The organism is Algoriphagus zhangzhouensis (assembly GCF_900148515.1).
GTDB lineage: Bacteria > Bacteroidota > Bacteroidia > Cytophagales > Cyclobacteriaceae > Algoriphagus > Algoriphagus zhangzhouensis.
In genome coordinates this window covers 1-18,272 of record NZ_FRXN01000005.1, presented here as the reverse complement: position 1 = coordinate 18,272, position 18,272 = coordinate 1, and the positions used below count along the sequence as shown (strand labels likewise).

Annotated in this window: 17 protein-coding genes and 2 rRNA genes; 6 read left to right on the top strand and 13 right to left on the bottom strand. The window is 39.7% G+C overall.

Annotated features, from left to right (window positions below):
• Window positions 1-2: 2 nt before the first annotated feature.
• Window positions 3-623 carry an ABC transporter ATP-binding protein gene (locus tag BUF13_RS16290; protein ID WP_073572891.1) on the top strand — a complete coding sequence of 207 codons (621 nt, stop codon included), beginning with the start codon at window positions 3-5 and terminating at the stop codon, window positions 621-623.
• Window positions 624-680: 57 nt separating this feature from the next.
• Window positions 681-1,166, top strand: coding sequence for a hypothetical protein (locus BUF13_RS16285; protein WP_073572890.1), 486 nt, complete (start codon window positions 681-683; stop codon window positions 1,164-1,166).
• Between the two features lie 57 nt (window positions 1,167-1,223).
• On the opposite strand, the gene BUF13_RS16280 is transcribed toward BUF13_RS16285, so the two are convergent.
• Both BUF13_RS16280 and BUF13_RS16275 read right to left on the bottom strand, forming a co-directional pair.
• Window positions 1,224-3,611 (bottom strand): endonuclease MutS2, encoded by a 2,388-nt coding sequence (locus tag BUF13_RS16280; protein ID WP_073572889.1) that lies wholly within the window; start codon window positions 3,609-3,611, stop codon window positions 1,224-1,226.
• Window positions 3,611-3,961 carry a DUF4296 domain-containing protein gene (locus BUF13_RS16275; RefSeq protein WP_073572888.1) on the bottom strand — a complete coding sequence of 117 codons (351 nt, stop codon included), beginning with the start codon at window positions 3,959-3,961 and terminating at the stop codon, window positions 3,611-3,613. Before BUF13_RS16275 ends, BUF13_RS16280 begins: the two co-directional genes overlap by 1 nt.
• Before the next feature lie 107 nt (window positions 3,962-4,068).
• Here BUF13_RS16275 and BUF13_RS16270 point away from each other — a divergent pair, with 107 nt between their 5' ends.
• The 4 genes from BUF13_RS16270 (at window position 4,069) to hemN (ending at window position 8,319) form a co-directional block, all read left to right on the top strand.
• Window positions 4,069-4,947 (top strand): DUF58 domain-containing protein, encoded by an 879-nt coding sequence (locus BUF13_RS16270; protein WP_073572887.1) that lies wholly within the window; start codon window positions 4,069-4,071, stop codon window positions 4,945-4,947.
• Window positions 4,940-5,836 carry a hypothetical protein gene (locus BUF13_RS16265; RefSeq protein WP_073572886.1) on the top strand — a complete coding sequence of 299 codons (897 nt, stop codon included), beginning with the start codon at window positions 4,940-4,942 and terminating at the stop codon, window positions 5,834-5,836. Before BUF13_RS16270 ends, BUF13_RS16265 begins: the two co-directional genes overlap by 8 nt.
• Window positions 5,817-6,860 (top strand): vWA domain-containing protein, encoded by a 1,044-nt coding sequence (locus BUF13_RS16260; RefSeq protein WP_073572885.1) that lies wholly within the window; start codon window positions 5,817-5,819, stop codon window positions 6,858-6,860. The genes BUF13_RS16265 and BUF13_RS16260 overlap by 20 nt, the downstream gene beginning before the upstream one ends.
• A gap of 100 nt (window positions 6,861-6,960) precedes the next feature.
• Entirely contained in the window at window positions 6,961-8,319 is a 1,359-nt protein-coding gene (hemN, locus tag BUF13_RS16255; protein ID WP_073572884.1) for an oxygen-independent coproporphyrinogen III oxidase, read from the top strand.
• A gap of 3 nt (window positions 8,320-8,322) precedes the next feature.
• On the opposite strand, the gene BUF13_RS16250 is transcribed toward hemN, so the two are convergent.
• From BUF13_RS16250 to BUF13_RS16200, 11 genes are all read right to left on the bottom strand, one after another.
• The gene (locus tag BUF13_RS16250) at window positions 8,323-9,027 is read right to left on the bottom strand and encodes a sulfite exporter TauE/SafE family protein (protein WP_073572883.1); all 705 of its coding nucleotides are present in this window, start codon (window positions 9,025-9,027) and stop codon (window positions 8,323-8,325) included.
• The gene (locus tag BUF13_RS16245) at window positions 9,027-9,452 is read right to left on the bottom strand and encodes a FixH family protein (RefSeq protein ID WP_073572882.1); all 426 of its coding nucleotides are present in this window, start codon (window positions 9,450-9,452) and stop codon (window positions 9,027-9,029) included. The genes BUF13_RS16250 and BUF13_RS16245 overlap by 1 nt, the downstream gene beginning before the upstream one ends.
• A 6-nt stretch (window positions 9,453-9,458) precedes the next feature.
• A complete protein-coding gene (gene ccoG, locus BUF13_RS16240; protein WP_073572881.1) occupies window positions 9,459-10,877 on the bottom strand; it encodes a cytochrome c oxidase accessory protein CcoG in 1,419 nt (472 codons plus the stop codon).
• Between the two features lie 47 nt (window positions 10,878-10,924).
• On the bottom strand, window positions 10,925-11,857 hold the full coding sequence (locus BUF13_RS16235; protein WP_073572880.1) for a cbb3-type cytochrome c oxidase N-terminal domain-containing protein: 933 nt from the start codon (window positions 11,855-11,857) through the stop codon (window positions 10,925-10,927).
• Window positions 11,854-12,039, bottom strand: coding sequence for a cytochrome C oxidase Cbb3 (locus tag BUF13_RS16230; RefSeq protein ID WP_073572879.1), 186 nt, complete (start codon window positions 12,037-12,039; stop codon window positions 11,854-11,856). Before BUF13_RS16230 ends, BUF13_RS16235 begins: the two co-directional genes overlap by 4 nt.
• 12 nt (window positions 12,040-12,051) lie before the next feature.
• Window positions 12,052-14,178, bottom strand: coding sequence for a cytochrome-c oxidase, cbb3-type subunit I (gene ccoN, locus BUF13_RS16225; RefSeq protein ID WP_073572878.1), 2,127 nt, complete (start codon window positions 14,176-14,178; stop codon window positions 12,052-12,054).
• On the bottom strand, window positions 14,171-14,356 hold the full coding sequence (gene ccoS, locus BUF13_RS16220) for a cbb3-type cytochrome oxidase assembly protein CcoS (protein ID WP_073572877.1): 186 nt from the start codon (window positions 14,354-14,356) through the stop codon (window positions 14,171-14,173). The genes ccoN and ccoS overlap by 8 nt, the downstream gene beginning before the upstream one ends.
• A gap of 1 nt (window position 14,357) precedes the next feature.
• Window positions 14,358-16,784, bottom strand: coding sequence for a heavy metal translocating P-type ATPase (locus BUF13_RS16215; RefSeq protein ID WP_073572876.1), 2,427 nt, complete (start codon window positions 16,782-16,784; stop codon window positions 14,358-14,360).
• A gap of 70 nt (window positions 16,785-16,854) precedes the next feature.
• Window positions 16,855-17,484 carry a hypothetical protein gene (locus BUF13_RS16210; RefSeq protein ID WP_073572875.1) on the bottom strand — a complete coding sequence of 210 codons (630 nt, stop codon included), beginning with the start codon at window positions 17,482-17,484 and terminating at the stop codon, window positions 16,855-16,857.
• A gap of 441 nt (window positions 17,485-17,925) precedes the next feature.
• A 5S ribosomal RNA gene (rrf, locus tag BUF13_RS16205) occupies window positions 17,926-18,037 on the bottom strand.
• A 116-nt stretch (window positions 18,038-18,153) separates the two neighbouring features.
• Window positions 18,154-18,272, bottom strand: a 23S ribosomal RNA gene (locus BUF13_RS16200); the annotation flags it as partial.

Sequence of the window (18,272 nt, the reverse complement as noted above, 5' to 3'; positions counted from 1 at the left end):
TCATGCTGAAAATCCAGATCGAGGAAGCTTCAAAGCGTTTTCAATACGAATGGATTTTCAAAAATCTAAATCTCTCCCTTCAAAGTGGAGATAGACTTGCTGTTACCGGAAGTAATGGTTCCGGCAAGTCTACACTTTTAAAATGCCTAGCCGGTTCCATCCCTTTGTCTTCAGGCAAGGTTTCTTACAATCTGAATGGAGCAGAGATCCCAGACACAGATTGGTTTAAGCAATTAACTATTGCCGCCCCCTATTTGGAATTACCTGAAGAATTTACCCTCGAAGAATTACTGGATTTCCATTTCAAATTCAAATCCCCAAAACAGGGATTAGACATTTCTGAAATGTTGGAAATTCTGTATTTGAGTGATCATAGAAATAAGTTGGTTTCTCAGTTCTCTTCTGGAATGAAACAACGAGTAAAACTCGGAATTTCCCTTTTTTCAGATGTATCGATCGTTTTTTTGGATGAGCCAACAACGAACTTAGATAAAAAAGGCGTTAGCTGGTATTTAGATTTGGTGGAAAAATACACCAAAGATCAAATTCTTATGATTTGCTCCAACGAGCCTCGAGAATTTGAATTCTGTCAGGAAAAACTCGTTCTTGAGGATTATAAATAAAAAGCTACTTTGAACTTAACCTGATATGGTTAATTTTAAGTTATTAATATCAAATCCATGAAAAAAGCACTTCTGTCTTGGGCTTCATTCGCATTTTTCACACTTTTTCTCATGTCTTGTGGAGGCGATGATCCAACTCCAACACCTCAGCAAACTCCAGAGGAAAAAGCCATAGAGGCTTTGACAGGAACTGGTTCATTAACTTGGACTGTCGCAGGAGGTGGGTCAGTAACAAGAAGTGGTTCGACAGTAACAGATTTGTATTCTTCATTCGAATTGAAATTGAATTCTGGATCTACCAAGACCTATACAACGACCAATAATAATGACCTTTATGATAGTTCGGGGAACTGGGTCTTTGCAGGAAGCAACTTTGACAAATTTACATTAACGGGAAGCCAACCTGCAGCTGGAAGGGAAATATCATTTACTCGAACTGGGGATAATCTAAGGCTAGAATTCAATATTCCGGCTCCTGGTGGTCGATTGAATGGAACACAAGTTGTCGCTGGAAGCTATGTCTTCAATTTGATTAAAAAATAAAAGGAAAGAATAATTCGATAAACAAAAAGGGAGCATTTCATAATGCTCCCTTTTTGTTTATTTCAATGTTACTAAAGTAACTCCAGCTCCACCTCTGTCGGCATGTTCATCTTCCATTTTTTTTACAGGTTGCATGGTTCTGAGCAGATTTCTCGTGATATCCCGCAGTATTCCATCGCCCTTTCCATGGACAATCCTAAGATCCTTTACCCCTAACATATAGCCTTCATCAATGAAATTTTGGACTAAAGAAAATATCTCTTCTCCACGCTTTCCTCTCAAATCCAAGTTTGGTGAAAAGTCCATCATTTTTTGATTTGAATTGAATCCGGAGGTGGAAGACATTGCTTTTTTCTCCTTTTTCACCTGAGTCTGTGAAATCTTTTCCACTCGGGATAGCTTCACTGTGGACTTCAATTCTCCAATAGATATATCCAATTCTTTGTTCCTTAATTGAAGTACTTGACCTATCGCTCCATTATCCTTTAATCGAATCCAGTCACCCTCTTCGATCTTTCCACCAATCACCTTAATCCCGGGCTCTTTTACCACTTGTTTTTCAGGCTTCACTTTCTCCTTGAAGGTTTCCAATTCCTTTCGGATTTGTTTGGTCGCCTCCTTCTCAGCATTCCCTTCTTTGATCTCCCGAATGGTGGATTCTATCTTTTTATTGGTTTCATCCAAAAGCCTTTTTGCTTCTTGCTTTGCTTCTTGGATGTATTTCTTTTTGGTCAGTTCAAGTGTCTCTTTCAACTCGTTGTATTCTTTCAATCGAGTTTTAAGAAGCCTTTCTTTACTCTGAACTTCTGTTAAAAGCCCTGAATACTGATTCTTCTCGTTTTCAAGCTGAGTCAGCAATCTATCATAACGAACTCGCTCATCTCCAATCTGACTTTTGGCATAAGCCAGAATTTCTTTGGAAATCCCTATTTTAGAAGCAATTTCCAAGGCAAATGAAGATCCCGGTTTCCCAATCTCCAATTGGTACATCGGTTCCAGTTTGTCCACGTCATAGCGCATGGCTCCATTGACCAAACCCTGATTCTTATTGGCAACTTGCTTTAGATTTCCATAGTGAGTGGTTACCACACCATAAGCACCTGCTTTATTGAGAGAAAGTAAAATAGATTCTGCTATCGCACCGCCAAATTGAGGCTCAGTACCCGTCCCAAATTCATCAATAAATAGAATGGTCTTTTTATTGGCAAATTGGGTAAAATACTTCATGCTCATCAAATGCGAGCTGTAGGTACTCAGGTCATTCTCCAGATTTTGCTCATCCCCGATATCGATAAAGAAATTATCAAAAAGCGAACTCTTGGAATCAGCTTGGACTGGAATCAAAATCCCACATTGCAACATGTATTGCAACAAAGCGACTGTTTTCAAGGTAACGGATTTACCACCTGCATTAGGTCCTGAGATAACTAACAAGCGGTTATGTCCTTTCAGCTCAATATCAAGCGGTATGATATTTTTTCCCTGAGATTTCAATGCTAATTGCAAAAGTGGGTGTCTCGCTTTGCTGAAAGAAAGAACTCTTTCTTTGACAATTTCTGGTTTTACAGCATCAATCTTTTGGGCAAATTTTGCTTTTGCTCGAATGAAATCTATTAACCCTAAGTAATTGGTAGCTTTTCGAAGAGCAGGGATGGATGGGCGGAGTCTATCTGTCAGTTGAGTGAGAATCTTGATGATTTCTCGTCTTTCCATGTATTCGAGATCCCGGATTTCATTATTGATATCCAACGCTTCTTCGGGCTCCATGAAAACCGTTTGTCCAGTTGCTGATTCATCATGGATAAAACCTCGAAGTTTCCTTTTGTTTTCAGCTGCAACAGGGATTACCATTCTTCCAGATCGGATCGTGATAGAAGAATCCTCAGGAGTCACCCCCTTTGCTCTAGCTTCCTTAAAAATCCGGTCCATCACCTTTCTAAGCCTACCTTCCTCAAAAATGATCTGATTTCTAATCAATTGAAGCTCGCGGCTTGCATTGCTTCGCATGATCCCTTTCTCATCGATGATCAATTCGATTGCTTTGAGCAAGCCCAAATCCAACTCCATTACCAATCCTAACAATTGGCTTAAGGCAGGATATTCATCTCCAAACTTTGAGAAGAAAGTCAGACAGCCTTTTAAAGTTTGAAGGGAAAGTTTGATTTCATGAAATTCTTCTTGATCAAGAAATGCTCCTTCCAGCTTTGCTTTCTCCAAATATGGATTGAGATTCGTAAAATTGGAGGCAGGAAAAATTTCTCCAGAAACCAAAATATCCAAAAACTCCTGAGTTTGATCCAGAAGCTTGGTGACCAATTTGATATCAGAGGAAAATGCAACTTTGTCAACAAACTGAGCTCCTAAAGTTGAGGAACACTCCTCTTTTAGTAGCTCTTTGATTTTTTGAAAATTGATCTTTTGTTCGAGATTCGAAGGGTATAGCATTAGTTGTTTTCTTCACTCATCGGGGTTGTCTCCCAGACCACCAAAGTATCAATTACTCTGGCGTATATTTTATCCATAATGCCTGGGTACTGCAGGTAGTAGCGCATACTTTCTGTGAAAAGAGAATCGCTTACTTGATGTTTTACAAAGACATCTTTCTCCAACAAAGTGTAAAGCACTTGAGAAGAATCATAGGAAACCGGCATAGCGCTGGCAATTCCTTCCGTCAAATGGATATCGGCAAGGACACTGACCATTTTATCCTCCGAAAGCAAATTCTTTGGAGTATCCTGATTATTGCATGAAAAAAGCAATAAGAAACTACATGTAATCGCAAACAATCTTTTCACAATTCAAAATTAGGTTTTTTTAACTGAAATTCTCTCTACCCTTCCTGTAACTGAAATTTTATAATTGGACTTAGTACTATAAATTAGTCCGTTCAAATCACCCATACATGAATCAACTGTTCAGCAAGCTCAGAAAATACGAAATCATGATCCGTAAGGTGGCCAACAATCACCTGCAAGGTGAGTACCAATCCATCTTTAAAGGCTCTGGTTTAGAGTTTGATGACTTGCGCCCATACCAATATGGTGATGATGTACGGACCATCGAATGGAAAGTTTCTGCAAAAGGGCATGGGACATTTGTTAAGACTTTCAAAGAAGATAAAGACCAATGTGTTTACTTTTTGCTGGATATTTCCGGATCTCAGGATATCGGACAACCCGGTCATAAAAAAATTGATCAAGGAAAGATCGTTGCAGGGGTATTGACTTTAGCAGCTATTTTTGATGGAAGTCAGGTCGGATTGATCAGTTATTCGGACCAAAAGGAAAAAATAATCCTTCCGGGTAAAGGAGGAAAGCAAGGAGTCAAAATGGTCCGGGGAATATTTGATCATGAAAACAATTCACTGAAAACAGACTTGAATTCAATGTTTACCTTTACTCTAAACTTGGTAAAGAAAAGAAGTGTAATTGTGGTTATTTCTGATTTTATTGACGAGGGCTATGAAAGACCTTTCAGGGCTTTGGCGGAGAAGCATGATTTGGTGGCAATTCAATTGACTGACCCTAGAGAATCTGCTTTACCTGCTTTGGGAATCATTCCTGTTTTCGACAAAGAAAAAGGGAAAACCACTTGGGTAAACACGGCCTTTGGAAGCTTTTCCAAAAAGATTTCGGAAACCTTTACCTCTGAAAGAGAACATTTGAAAGAAATTTGTAAGAAAAACCAGATTAACTATTTGGCTATCGACACCACCCAAGATATTGTAATGCCCCTGATTGAATTATTTAAGTACAGAAATAAAAGCATGAAGCGTGGCTAAAAGATTACTTTTTATAGTTGCCTTTCTGTGTTCGTTTGCTTCAATTGCGCAGGAAGTTCAGGTTAACGCCTATTTCATGCAGGACTCTGCGAAATTGGGCGAACGTGTGGGCTATGTCCTAAAAGCTCAATATCCGCAGGAAAAACAATTGATTTTCCCGGATTCCACATTTGATTTTACTCCATTTGAGCTTTTAGAAAAGAAAACCTATACCTCTTATACTCGCGAAGGTATTACTCAAGACAGTGTAGTTTACTTTGTCTCTAATTTTGAGTTAGACCCTAGCTCCTATTTGACTCTACCTGTTTTTGAATTAAGCAGATATGATAGCATCACTTATTTCCCTTTGGATGCAGAGCTAAAGCTAAAATTGACACTTGACAGTATTCCTGAGCAGCCTGTTTTCCAAGAAAACAATGTCTATCAATCCATAGAAAAAAAGTGGAATTGGATGTTGATTGGAGGAATCGCAGTAATTGTTCTGCTGATTTTGGGAGCTCTTTACTGGATGTTTGCTGATCAAATCAAGAAAATTCTTATTGAGCAAGGAATCAAGCGTCGCTGGGGTAGATTCCAAAAAAGATGGGCTCAAGCTACTTCAGAATTGGAAAAAGAAAACTCCATGGAAGCTGCAGATGAGCTACTGGGACTTTGGAAAGGTTATATCGAAAGTCTTACAAGCCTACCTGTCAGAGAATGGACTTCAAGTGAGATTGGAGAAAAGCTGGGAGACATGAAAATCTTTAGCTCTTTGAGAGCGGTTGAAATGATCATTTATGCCGGTAAAAAAGCCGAAATCAAAGAAGCTACAGACTACTTACTACAAGTGGCTCAAGAAAAATATGTTGAAAAATTAAGCAAAAACAAGGATGCTAGAGCAACTGTCTGAGTTCTTCAGCTGGTCTTGGTTTTTGCCTGAGACCTTCAATACCTACGAATGGGAAAACCCGATCCTTTTGAATTTGATTTGGATTATCCCTTTGTTGATGATCATTCGAAAGTTCATCAAATTCCTTAAAAATCCAGTTTTAGAGCTTTCTCTTCCAAAAAGAGCTAAGCAAAACAATCCTTGGACTTACCTAAGATTATTGCCAACAGGCTTCTTTTTATTGGCTTTGGCTATGATCATTATAGCACTTGCCAGACCTCAGAGAAGTAACGAGCGAGTAGAACAATACACGGAGGGGATTGACATCATGTTGGTGATGGACATTTCGGAATCCATGGATTTGCAGGACTTCACCCCAAATCGTCTTGAAGCTGCCAAAGCAACCGCAATTGACTTTATCAACGGTAGAATGGGTGACAGGATCGGCATGGTAGTTTTCGCCGGTGAAGCTTATTCCTTAGCTCCTCTGACCAATGATTACAAGCTACTGACAGATCTGATCAGCGAGATTTCCTTCGATATGATGGAAGCGAAAGGTACTGCCATAGGTTCCGCTATAGCTGCCGGAACCAACCGAATGAAAGAAGCAGAATCTGTTTCCAAGGTCATGATCCTTTTAAGTGATGGTGAAAGCAATGCAGGGAACGTAGATCCGATGTTTGCCGCTCAACTGGCTTCTGCCTTGGGTATTAAAATTTATACTATCGCTGTTGGTAAAGACGGCATGGTACCGTATGGAACGGACTTTTTTGGTAGACCTCAGATGGTAGAAAGCTACTTAGATGAAACTACGCTCCGAGAAATTGCGAAATCGACTGATGCTGAGTTTTTCCGGGCATCCGATGGAAATGCACTTCAGAATATTTTTGATCAAATAGATATCATGGAGAAGACAGAGGTGGAAGAAAACCGATATAGAGAGACCACAGATTATTATCGGGTTTATCTTTTCTGGGGAATTCTATTGTTCTTCTTCTGGATGACTATGAAGAGTAGCTTCCTCAATAATTTCCTTCTGGATTAAAGCTCTGCTTAAATATTCCTGATTAAAATCAGCTTTTAAGCTTATTTAGGTCAAGACTTTCAGCGATTAGCAAGTTGATCTTTGTAAAAAGAAGATTGCTATGAAGTTGAGCCCTGAACTGATCCAAAAATACAATACTCCAGCTCCTAGATATACTAGCTATCCTACTGTTCCCCTTTGGGAAAACAATGTGGATGGAAAATCCTGGGAAGGTCTTGTTGAAAAAGCATTTCAACTTTATGGAAAAGAGGAAGGAATCACACTTTACATTCACCTTCCCTTTTGTGAAAGTCTTTGCACCTATTGCGGCTGTAACAAACGGATCACCAAAAACCATGGAGTAGAATACCCATATATTTTAGCATTGCTCAATGAATGGAACAAGTATCTAAAAATCTTGGGAGAAAAGCCCAAATTGGCGGGTATTCATTTGGGCGGGGGAACTCCAACATTTTTCTCTCCCGACAATCTATACTTCTTGCTAGGTACAATCATCGATGATTGTGAAGTACTTCCGAACAAAGAATTCAGTTTCGAAGGACATCCAAACAATACAAGCTATTCTCATTTGGAAAACTTGGCCGAACTTGGTTTTGACCGAGTCAGCTATGGTATTCAGGATTTCGATCCACAAGTTCAAAAAGCAATTCATAGAATTCAACCGCTAGAATCTGTAGAAAAAGCTGTTTTTAATGCTCGGGAACTAAGATATCAATCGATCAATTTCGATCTGATCTACGGGTTGCCATTTCAAACTATCTGCACAATGACTGAGACATTTGAAGCTGTAAAGTCTCTTCAGCCGGACAGGATAGCTTTCTATTCGTATGCTCATGTGCCTAGTTCTTTTCCAGCACAAAAAAGCTATGAAAAGGACCTTCCAAACGAATTAGAGAAAAGAGAGATGTATGAATTCGGCAAGGAAATGCTACTTCAAATGGGCTATGTAGAAATTGGAATGGATCACTTTGCCAAGCCGAATGACAGCTTGAATCTTGCCAAAGAAGAAGGAGAACTTCACCGAAACTTCATGGGATACACTACCTCTCCTTCCAAAATACTTTTAGGGCTTGGCGCAAGTAGTATTTCAGATATTCACATTGGCTATGCCCAAAACACAAAGTCGATTGAAACTTATCAATCAGAGCTTAAAGATTCCGAATGGTCCATTATCAAAGGTCATCAATTAACTGAGCTAGACGTCAAAGTGAAGGAGTTAATTTTGGACTTGATTTGCAATCATGAGGCTGTAATTGAGGATGAAATCTGGGATTCTATTCCTTTTGAGAATCAAGAAACTATTCGGGATATGGAAACGGAAGGACTTTTGAATTTTAATAATAAGTTGCTTTCCATCACCGAAATGGGAGTAGCTGTTGTCAGAAATATCTGTATGCAATTTGACTTACGAATGATTGCTAAAAAGTCCGAAAAACTGGTTTTCAGTAAATCGATTTGAGGATCATCGACACATGGTGATTTCTATTTGCTCAGATCCATAGTTAAAAACCTGTAGGTCTGGGCTAAAGCCATGAATTCCCAAGCCAAGACCTCGGACAATAAAAATCAATCCAACCAAGACACCCACATAGGGAATTATTTTTTGGACTGTGACACGAGATTTCGCAGGGATTATCTTACCTGAGTACATCAAAGCTAAAAGCAATGGAATTGTACCAATTCCGAAGAAGAACATGTAAGTAGCTCCTAAAATTGGATTTTGTAAACCTAAAGCCGCAACCAGTGCTAAATAAACCATACCACATGGCAAAAGGCCATTAACCAATCCAGTTGCAAAAAACGCTGCCTTTCCTCCCATTTTCAGGAAATAAGACAATTTGGATTTGACCCAATTGACTGGCTTCGCAAAAACAGAATACCCAAGCAGGTTCTCAGAGCCCTTTACGCCAATGGCCACTAAAATAATGACCAAACCTATGGCAATGGAAAACCCTTGTTGGATTCCTGCCATGGAAAAGGTGAACCCAATGGAACCGACAATCAATCCAAGCAATGCATAGGTGACGCTTCTTCCTAGGTTGTAAAGAATTTTATTAATTAGAAATTGATTTGAACCTGAATTACCGACAGCCAGGGCAATAGGTCCGCACATTCCCACACAGTGGAATGAACCTAGAAAACCTAAAACCAATGCTGTCCAGATCATTACAAGTTGATTTTTTTCTCTTGATAGTAAGATTCTCCGTTTTCCTCCCAGCTCAATTGAACTTTCCAATACCCAGCTTTCAAATCACCGATATAAACAGACTTTTCACCAGCTTCCAAAATCTCTACTGGCAGCTCCTGATCCAATTCAATATCAGATGGTCTAAACAAATTCAAAGTGCCTTTTGCACCGATTGGCAAATCCAGTATCAAGGCTTTTGTGCTTCCATCGAACTTCAGGGCTTCCCTATCTAATGCTAATGTGGAAACTTCCTTATCGATTTGCTCTTGATATTTAATTTCCTCCTCATAATAGTTTTCCGTCACTAGCTCAATCCCTTCCATTCGGACAGAGATAATTACCATGGTAACCATGATGGCAATGAAGGCAATAAATGTGATAACAATTCCTTTTCCCCAGTTCATAGTAAATTATTTAGTAGCTACAGGTGCCATAAAACTCGTATTGATTTCATCAATTTCTTCTCCATTATGGAGTAATGATAGATTCACTTTTTGTTGTGGAGTAAGTACTTCATTTTGATTCTTCACCAAAAAGAATCTTCCTTCCACCTTGGATTGAGGTTCCAAAACCCAATGTTGATCCCCAACCATTTCTACTTCAAAGCCAGGCACTAAAGACTTCAAATCTACAGTTTGAGGTTTAAAAGTTTTATTGATCAAGGTAATCTGATACAAATTGGAAACAGTCCCATTATCCCTCATCTGATAAGTCATCCCAGGAAATCTGGTTATCGTAGCAGACAATTCATCACGTGTTGCAATCAATGAAATGAAACCCGCAATCAATAGTACCAATACTATGGAATAGGCTTTGACCCGGCCAGTAAATAGTTCTTGGAAACCTTCCTGAATACTATTTTCAGATGCATACCTGATCAATCCTTTCGGTCTTTCCACTTTCTCCATCACATCATCACAGGCATCAATACAGGCGGTACAATTGACACACTCCATTTGGATTCCATTTCGGATATCAATTCCTGTCGGACAAACCTGAACGCAAAGATTACAATCCACGCAATCCCCCTTCGGAGCCTCTGCAACTTGATTTTTGCGAATAGGACCTCTTGGTTCCCCTCGCACATAATCGTACATCACGTTGATGGAATTGTTATCCAACAAAACTCCCTGAAGTCTACCATACGGACAAACCACAATGCATGCCTGCTCTCTAAACCAAGAAAACACAAACATGAAAATCCCAGAAAAAGCCACCAAGCCAATAAATCCTGCCAGGTGCTCTGAAGGTGGCTGTGTGACGATTTGCTTTACTTGATCTACCCCGATCAGATAAGCCATGACCAAATGGCCAATCATCAAAGAAATAATTCCAAACACCACTAGTTTGATCCCCTTTTTGGTGATTTTCTCAGTGGTCCAAGGGCCTTCATTTAAAGCTCTTTGCTTATTCGCATCACCCTCTATCACATATTCGATTTTACGAAAGACCATCTCCATAAACAAAGTCTGGGGACAGGCCCATCCACACCAAATCCTTCCAAAAATTACAGTAAACAGGATAATGAATACAAATAAGATAAGAAGAAGGAAGATCAACAAGTGCGTATCCTGTGGCCAGAAAACGGCTCCAAAAATGATAAACTTCCTTTCGAAAATATTGAAAAGAAGCCATGGCCTACCATCAACTTTAATAAATGGCCCCACAAATAAAATAGCCAATAAAACCCAGGATAAGTAGGTTCTGTATTTGTAAAAGATTCCGGATACTTTTTTGGGATATACCCAAAATCGCTTGCCATCATCCCTAACGGTACCTAATGAATCTCGAAAAGTTTCAGGATTTAAATGAGGATTCTTTTTAGCCATAATAGTGGAGTTTAAGTCGCCGGAAAATTTCCGGCGACTTGAAAATATTAAAGTACAGCTACAACCGCTGTGCTATCAGTCACAGTAGGTTCAGTTTCTACTGGAGCTGCTCCTGCAGGAGAATACAATTCACCTTGAGGATCTTTAGGGTTAGCAGGTGTAGTTCCCTTCAGACTTAAAATATAGCTCGCAACCTCTTGGATTTCCTGAGGAGCCAATTGATCTTCCCAAGGCACCATACCTTTGCTGATCACACCATATTTGATCACGGTAAACACATCCTTGATATCTCCTCCGTGCAACCAATAGTCATCAGTCAAGTTAGGTCCTACTCCCCCACCACCATCTTGGGCGTGACAAGCAGCACAATTAGCTTCGAAAATAGATTTACCTGCAGCTAATGAAGCACCAGAGTCATCCACAGTCACATTGGTCTCATCAATGGAAGCAGCCATATTGGCTTTTCTCGCTTCGGCGGCAATTGCTTCAATTCTCAGTTCCTCCTGATACTCTTCGATTCCAGTTTTTCCATATCCCAAAACAGAATAATTGATGAAATAAAGAATACCAAAACCGATAGTACAAATAAATACCCACTGCAACCAAGGTGGCATGAAGTTGTCCAACTCAGTAATTCCATCGTAGGAGTGGTCCGTCATTAGTTTCTCTTGTTCTGCTTTTCCTCCGACCTCATCCATTTTACCGGTTACAAATCTTTCCTTAAAGCTATCCCACCAACTAGGCTCATTTGCCAATTCAGGATTCTCTTTACGGAATACCGCAACCATGAAGGACATTAGGTAAACCATCAAGAAAAGAAGGATGATGATCACAAAGAGAACAATTCCCAAAATGATCAATAATGTCAACTCCCCAGAATCCATGGCTTGCAACTTGGTATACCAATTCGATTCCTCTGTTTGTGCCCAAGCCGGAAAGGAAAGGGCTATCATTGCTAAACTTGTAAGAAACTTTTTCATGGCTGGTGTTTGGTTAATTCTTCATCATTCTCCATTGGCAAGGATTTCATATGGTCCACCAAATCCTTTGGCATACGGATTACCCAGATTGCTACTCCCAGAAAAAACAGGACAAAAATCAACAGGGAAACCACCGGATAGATATCTATATTTTCGATTGATCTTAATACGTCTTTATACATGATTTCTGGGGTTTAATTTCCTGCTGTTGCTTTGATATCTGTACCCAAACGCTGCAAATAGGCAATCAATGCTACTATCTCAGTATTAGGAAGCGTCTCAATACCTGCGTCTTTCAAGTTGGCAGTGATTTTACTTGCCTGATCACTCAAATCTGCCAAGGCTTGCTCATCATATCCCTCCGGATAAGGAACACCCAATTTTTGGAGGGTTCTGATTTTCGCAGGTAGATCTGCGTAATCCATTGTATTCTCAAGCATCCAAGGATAAGGAGGCATCAAAGAACCTGGAGACATAGATCTTGGGTCTTGCATGTGGAAATAGTGCCAAGAATCTGGATACTTACCTCCAACACGGTGCAGATCTGGCCCAGTCCGCTTAGATCCCCACAAGAACGGTCTGTCATAAACAAACTCTCCAGCTTTGGAATACTCACCATATCGCTCGGTTTCGAATCGGAATGGACGAATCATTTGGGAGTGACAGCTGACACAACCATTTTTGATATACAAATCTCTACCTTCCAATTCCAATGGAGTATAAGGCTTCACTGAGGAAATAGTTGGTACGTTGGATTTCACCAAAATAGTAGGAATGATCTCGATTGCCCCACCAATTGCAATTGCAACTGTAGCCAAAATGGTGAAGAATACTGGTTTTCTTTCCCATGCTCTATGCCAGAACTCACCTTTAGGATTGTAAGCTTTTGCCAAAGCAGGAGCTTGATCCTCTTCGTATTCCTGGAAAGTACCTTGCTGAGCAGTTTTATACATGTTGTAAATCATGATAATTGCACCAGATAGGTAAAGCAAACCACCAAATGCTCTCAACATGTACATTGGAACTAGTTCCACTACAGTTTGCAAGAAGTTTCCGTAAGCCAAGCGACCCATATCATCAAACTCTCTCAACATCAAGAATTGAGTTAAAGCTGCCACGTACATAGGAAGCGCATAGAATACGATACCCAATGTTCCAATCCAGAAGTGAACATTCGCCAGTTTTGTTGAATAGATAGTGGTTTTGAAAATTCTTGGCCACATCCAGTAAAGCACACCGAACGTCAAGAATCCATTCCAACCCAATCCACCGATATGAACGTGAGCTACGATCCAGTCAGTATAGTGTGCAATTGCGTTGACATTTTTCAAAGAAAGCAGAGGTCCTTCAAAGGTTGCCATACCATAAGCGGTCACAGCTACCACCATGAATTTCAAAACAGGATCTTGTCTTACTTTATCCCAAGCACCTCTTAGTGTCAATAGACCATTCACCATACCTCCCCAAGATGGAGCAATCAGCATAACAGAGAACACCGTTCCCAACACCTGAGCCCATTCAGGCAAGGCGGTGTATAACAAGTGGTGAGGTCCTGCCCACATGTAGATGAAAATCAAGGACCAAAAGTGAACGATAGAAAGTTTGTATGAATAAACTGGTCTGTTTGCAGCCTTTGGCAAGTAATAATACATCAATCCCAAGAATGGAGTGGTCAAGAAGAATGCAACCGCATTGTGACCATACCACCACTGCACCAAGGCATCTTGAACCCCTGCATAAGCAGAGTAACTTTTGAATAAGCTAACTGGCAATTCAAAAGAATTGAAAATGTGAAGCACGGCAACTGTTACAAATGAAGCGAGGTAAAACCAGATCGCCACATACATATGACGCTCCCTTCTTTTGATCAGGGTTCCGATCATATTGGCTCCAAAAGCTACCCAAACCAATGCAATGGCAATATCAATTGGCCATTCTAGCTCAGCATACTCTTTGGATGTGGTCAACCCCAGCGGAAGGGTGATGGCAGCAGCCAAAATAATTAATTGCCAACCCCAAAAGTGGAACCAGCTCAGGCTTTTATTCCACATCGGAGTTTTGAGCAATCTTGGCATGGAGTAATAGACTCCCGCAAAAATTGCGTTTCCGACAAAGGCAAAAATCACCGCATTGGTATGCAAGGGGCGAATTCTACCAAAAGTCGTGTATGGGGTTCCCATATTAGCTTCGGGAAGGAAAAGCTGAGTAGCGGCTATAACCCCTACCAACATTCCAACGACACCCCAGATAATCGTAGCGGCTCCAAAATATTTGACAATCTTATTGTCATAATAGAACCTCTCCAGTGTAGCATCATTCATAGGACTTCGGTTTTGTTGATTGATCTTTAGTTGATTTTTTATGTGTATCGAAAAGCATTCGGATGGATGGCGTGTAGTCATCATCAAACTGTCCATCTTTCATAGCTTTGAAAAAAAGCCAAAGAAAGGTGACGGCTAAAATGAGACTGACTCCTATCAATAGAAATATCACTTCCATTTTAAGTATGGTTTTTAGTTAAAAGTCCTTTTTTCCAGGCGACTGCATTGGTCGCTAATGTGGTGAAAACAACCACTGAGATACTACTTAAAGGCATCAGAATCGCACAAACGACAGGGCTCAAAATCCCCTGTACCGCCAAACTGATTCCTACAATGTTATAGAGAAAGCTTAATACAAAGCTTGCTTTGATTATTGCTCTACTGTCTTTTGCAAAAGATAAAAAGCCAGGGATTTTCGAAATCGAATCAGCACTAAGTATCGCATCACTTGCAGGGCTAAAGTGAGATACTTGATCTGTGACAGCTACTCCTATTGTACTCTCTCTCAAAGCGCCGGCATCATTCAATCCATCACCGATCATCATGGTGCTATTTTCTCTCTGATTTAGCTTTTTGATATACTCCAGCTTATCCATTGGACTTTGTAAAAAATTATAAAGCATGGATGTTCCCAATTTTCCTTGTAGAGAATCATATTCATGAGGATGGTCTCCTGAAAGCAAGTGCAATTGGTATTCATCTTCTAAATCTCCAATAAGTTTTTCAGCCCCATTTCTTAGTCCAGATTCTATATGAAACACTCCAATCTCCTCTCCTTCGATTGTGAGATAAACCATGTTTCCAGAAGAAGTTTCAATGTCTGAATTGAAGTTTGCAAAGGTTTTCGATCCGAGAATTATTTTTTGCCCCTTGAAGCCCGCAATTATTCCATTTCCTTTTACCTCTTTTACCTGATCAATCTTTTTAGCCTCTATTGGCCCTAGCCACGCATTGATACGATTACTCAAAGGATGTGTGGATCTTGAAACCATACTTTTCAAAATCTGCTCGGTTTCCATAGTCAATGGCTCACCTACATAGTTGATAGTTGCCTCACTAGGATCTGTCAAAGTCCCTGTTTTGTCAAAAACGATGGTATCCACCAAAGCAAGTCGTTCAACTACTGCAGCATTTTTAAGGTAAAACTTTCCTCTTCCAAAAATCCTTAAGGTATTTCCCAAAGTGAAAGGAGTTGACATGGCCAAAGCACAAGGGCAAGCAACTATCAACACAGAAGCAAAAGCTTTGATGGCTAATGAAATATCCTGAAATGCCCAGAAAATGAAAGTAACTGCGGCAATGGCCAGAACTGTCCAGGTGAAGACTCCTGAGATTTTGTTGGAAAGAGGTTCTAATAAACCGGTCTTTTCTTTCTCAAAAGATTCATTATTCCACAAATCAGTCAAATAGCCTTGAGAAGGCGATTTTTGGACAGTAAGTAAGACAGGTTCTCCACTTTGTCTTCCACCTGCATAAATCAATTCGCCTTTTCTTTTTGGAACAGGAATCTCTTCACCAGTTACAAAACTGTAATCAATATTGGCATCTGAACTTAATAAAAGAGCGTCCGCAGGAATCAATTCTTCATCTCTGACCAGAATAACATCTCCTACATCTAGTTTACTCAAAGGAATTACCTCTTCTCGATCCTGATTTAATCGGGTAACAGCTATTGGAAAATAAGACTTGTAATCCCGATCAAATTCTAAAGTTGCGAAGGTCTTTTGTTGGTAAACCTTTCCTAAAAGAAGGAAAAAAAGAAGGCCTCCCAAACTGTCCATGTATCCGGCGTTCCCATAAGTCAGGACCTCCCAAAGGGAATAAAAAAACAAGGAAATGATTCCCAAAACAATTGGCACATCCATGTTGATGCGTTTTTGTTTTAGAGAATTCCAGGCAGAGAGATAGTAGTCACTCGCAGAGTAAATAACGACTGGAAGAGCGAGCAATATGTTTAAATAGTTGAATAGGCCCCTGAAATTTTCAGCAATTAAAGCCGTTTCAGAAAAGTATTCTGGAACGCTAAAGAGCATCATATTTCCAAAGCAAAATCCAGCAACTGCTAACTTTGTAATAGTTCGTCTATCTGTATGGTGAACAGGCTTCTCTTCAAGGTTTGAAAGGTTAATTTTAGGTTCATATCCAATGGTGGAAAGCAATTCAACCACAGCTTTCAAGCTGATTTTATCATGAAGAAATTTGATTTGAACCTTTTTCTTAACAAAATCAACTCGACTAAAAGTGATCGCGGCATTGATGTGGTAAAGGTTTTCCAACAACCAGATGCATGATGCACAATGGATAAGAGGGATATAAAAAGTAACGTGACTTTCTTCTTGATTTTTGAAATCTAATAAGTTGGACTCGGTTTCAGCATCATCCAAATAATCAAATCTATTTCTTAGGGAGGATCTCTTCTTTTGGCTTTCTCCGGGAAAGGATTCAAGATTATAATAATCGCATAAATCTTTCTCAGCCAATACCTCATAAACCAATTTACAGCCCTGGCAGCAAAAGACTTTATCCTCAATTTTCAAAGAGTCAGACTCACAATTCTCACCACAGTGATAGCATTGAGTAGCTGTTGAATTTGAAGTTGAGGACATGATTATTTTTTGATAAAATTAGATTATAGAATAGCCTACAAACATGACATAAGTCAGTTTTGACAATGACTTACATCGATAGGTAAAAAGATAATTTATCACTCCATAGAGAACCTTTATAGAAATGAAAAAGCACTTTAGCCAAATCTGATTGGTAAGACTTTGTGGTTACCAACAGGCTACAATCATGTTTCACAGCATAAGACCAAAAATCACCTATCCTCTGAAAATTAAACTTAATAAAGCTGGTCTCTCTAGTAGACTGGGAAACCAGTTGAATCAATTCTTGCTCCTCTTTTATCTTCGACTTAGGGATAAAACTTGGAGAAATTATAGTGGCTTTACTATCCCCAATTTGATGGCGAAATAAGCCTATAAATTTTTTTATCAAATTGGCTGAAGCAGGAGTCCCATCGTAATGAAAAAGCAAATGGGAAGTAGAATATTCCGGAACAAACAATAAAACAGGAATATCACATGCTTCTTTCTCTAGAGGTCTTGGAAGTTCATTTTCATGCAACCAGTCCAAAACCTTTAATAAGTCGACACTAATTAGTGCAGGATCATCAATACTTTCTTCACACCCTTTGTTTTCACCCTTTTGCGGTTGGAATCCAGATTCCAATGTCCGACAATGAAATTCCTTTAGAAATTCCTCAGGCAGATGAAATTTAGATGCAAGAGACGTCTTCAGTTCCATAGTCTTGATGTTTATTCAAAACTATAGGATGTACCAGCATTAAATTCTGATCAAAACCACGAGCCAATATGATAAAAGTCAGTTTCCCTTAAACTCAAAAATCCTACTCCTAAGAAACTTACTTTAAAAATTTAGGCAGAAAAACTACAATAATCAAGGTATATAGAAAGTAAATGGAAACTCTATAAATTACAAAAGCCTCAACTGTGAAGCTAAGGCTTAAATATTGTGGTTGCCCCCGATACATTTCACGGGCTACTCTACCGTATACCGAATTGAATTGGAATGGGAAAATTTTATAAGTACCCAGTGATCAGTCTGCTGGAATCAGTCTGATTCAGTTACCTCTACTTTATAGTTCTTGGCTCTTGATACTTGTAACTTAATTGAAAAGGGTATAAACCACAAAAGCCCTTTGGTGTGAACCAAAGGGCTTGAATAATGTGGCGGCGACCTACTCTCCCGGGTGTAACCCCAGTACCATCGGCGCAGCAGGGCTTAACTTCTCTGTTCGGGATGGGAAGAGGTGGGACCCCTGCGCTAGGCCGCCTAAATCTTGATACCTGTTCGGTATGTAATATTTTATTGTTCTTGGTACCCTGTACATCGTACCTGGTACTATCCCGATTCCTATCAGGATAACATATATCGTAGAAACTGTAACACAGCGTAAGTAAGCTTTCGGGCAATTAGTACTGCTCAGCTATGACATTACTGCCTTTACACCTGCAGCCTATCAACCTCATCGTCTCTGAGGGCCCTATATGGAAGTCTCATCTTGAGGGGAG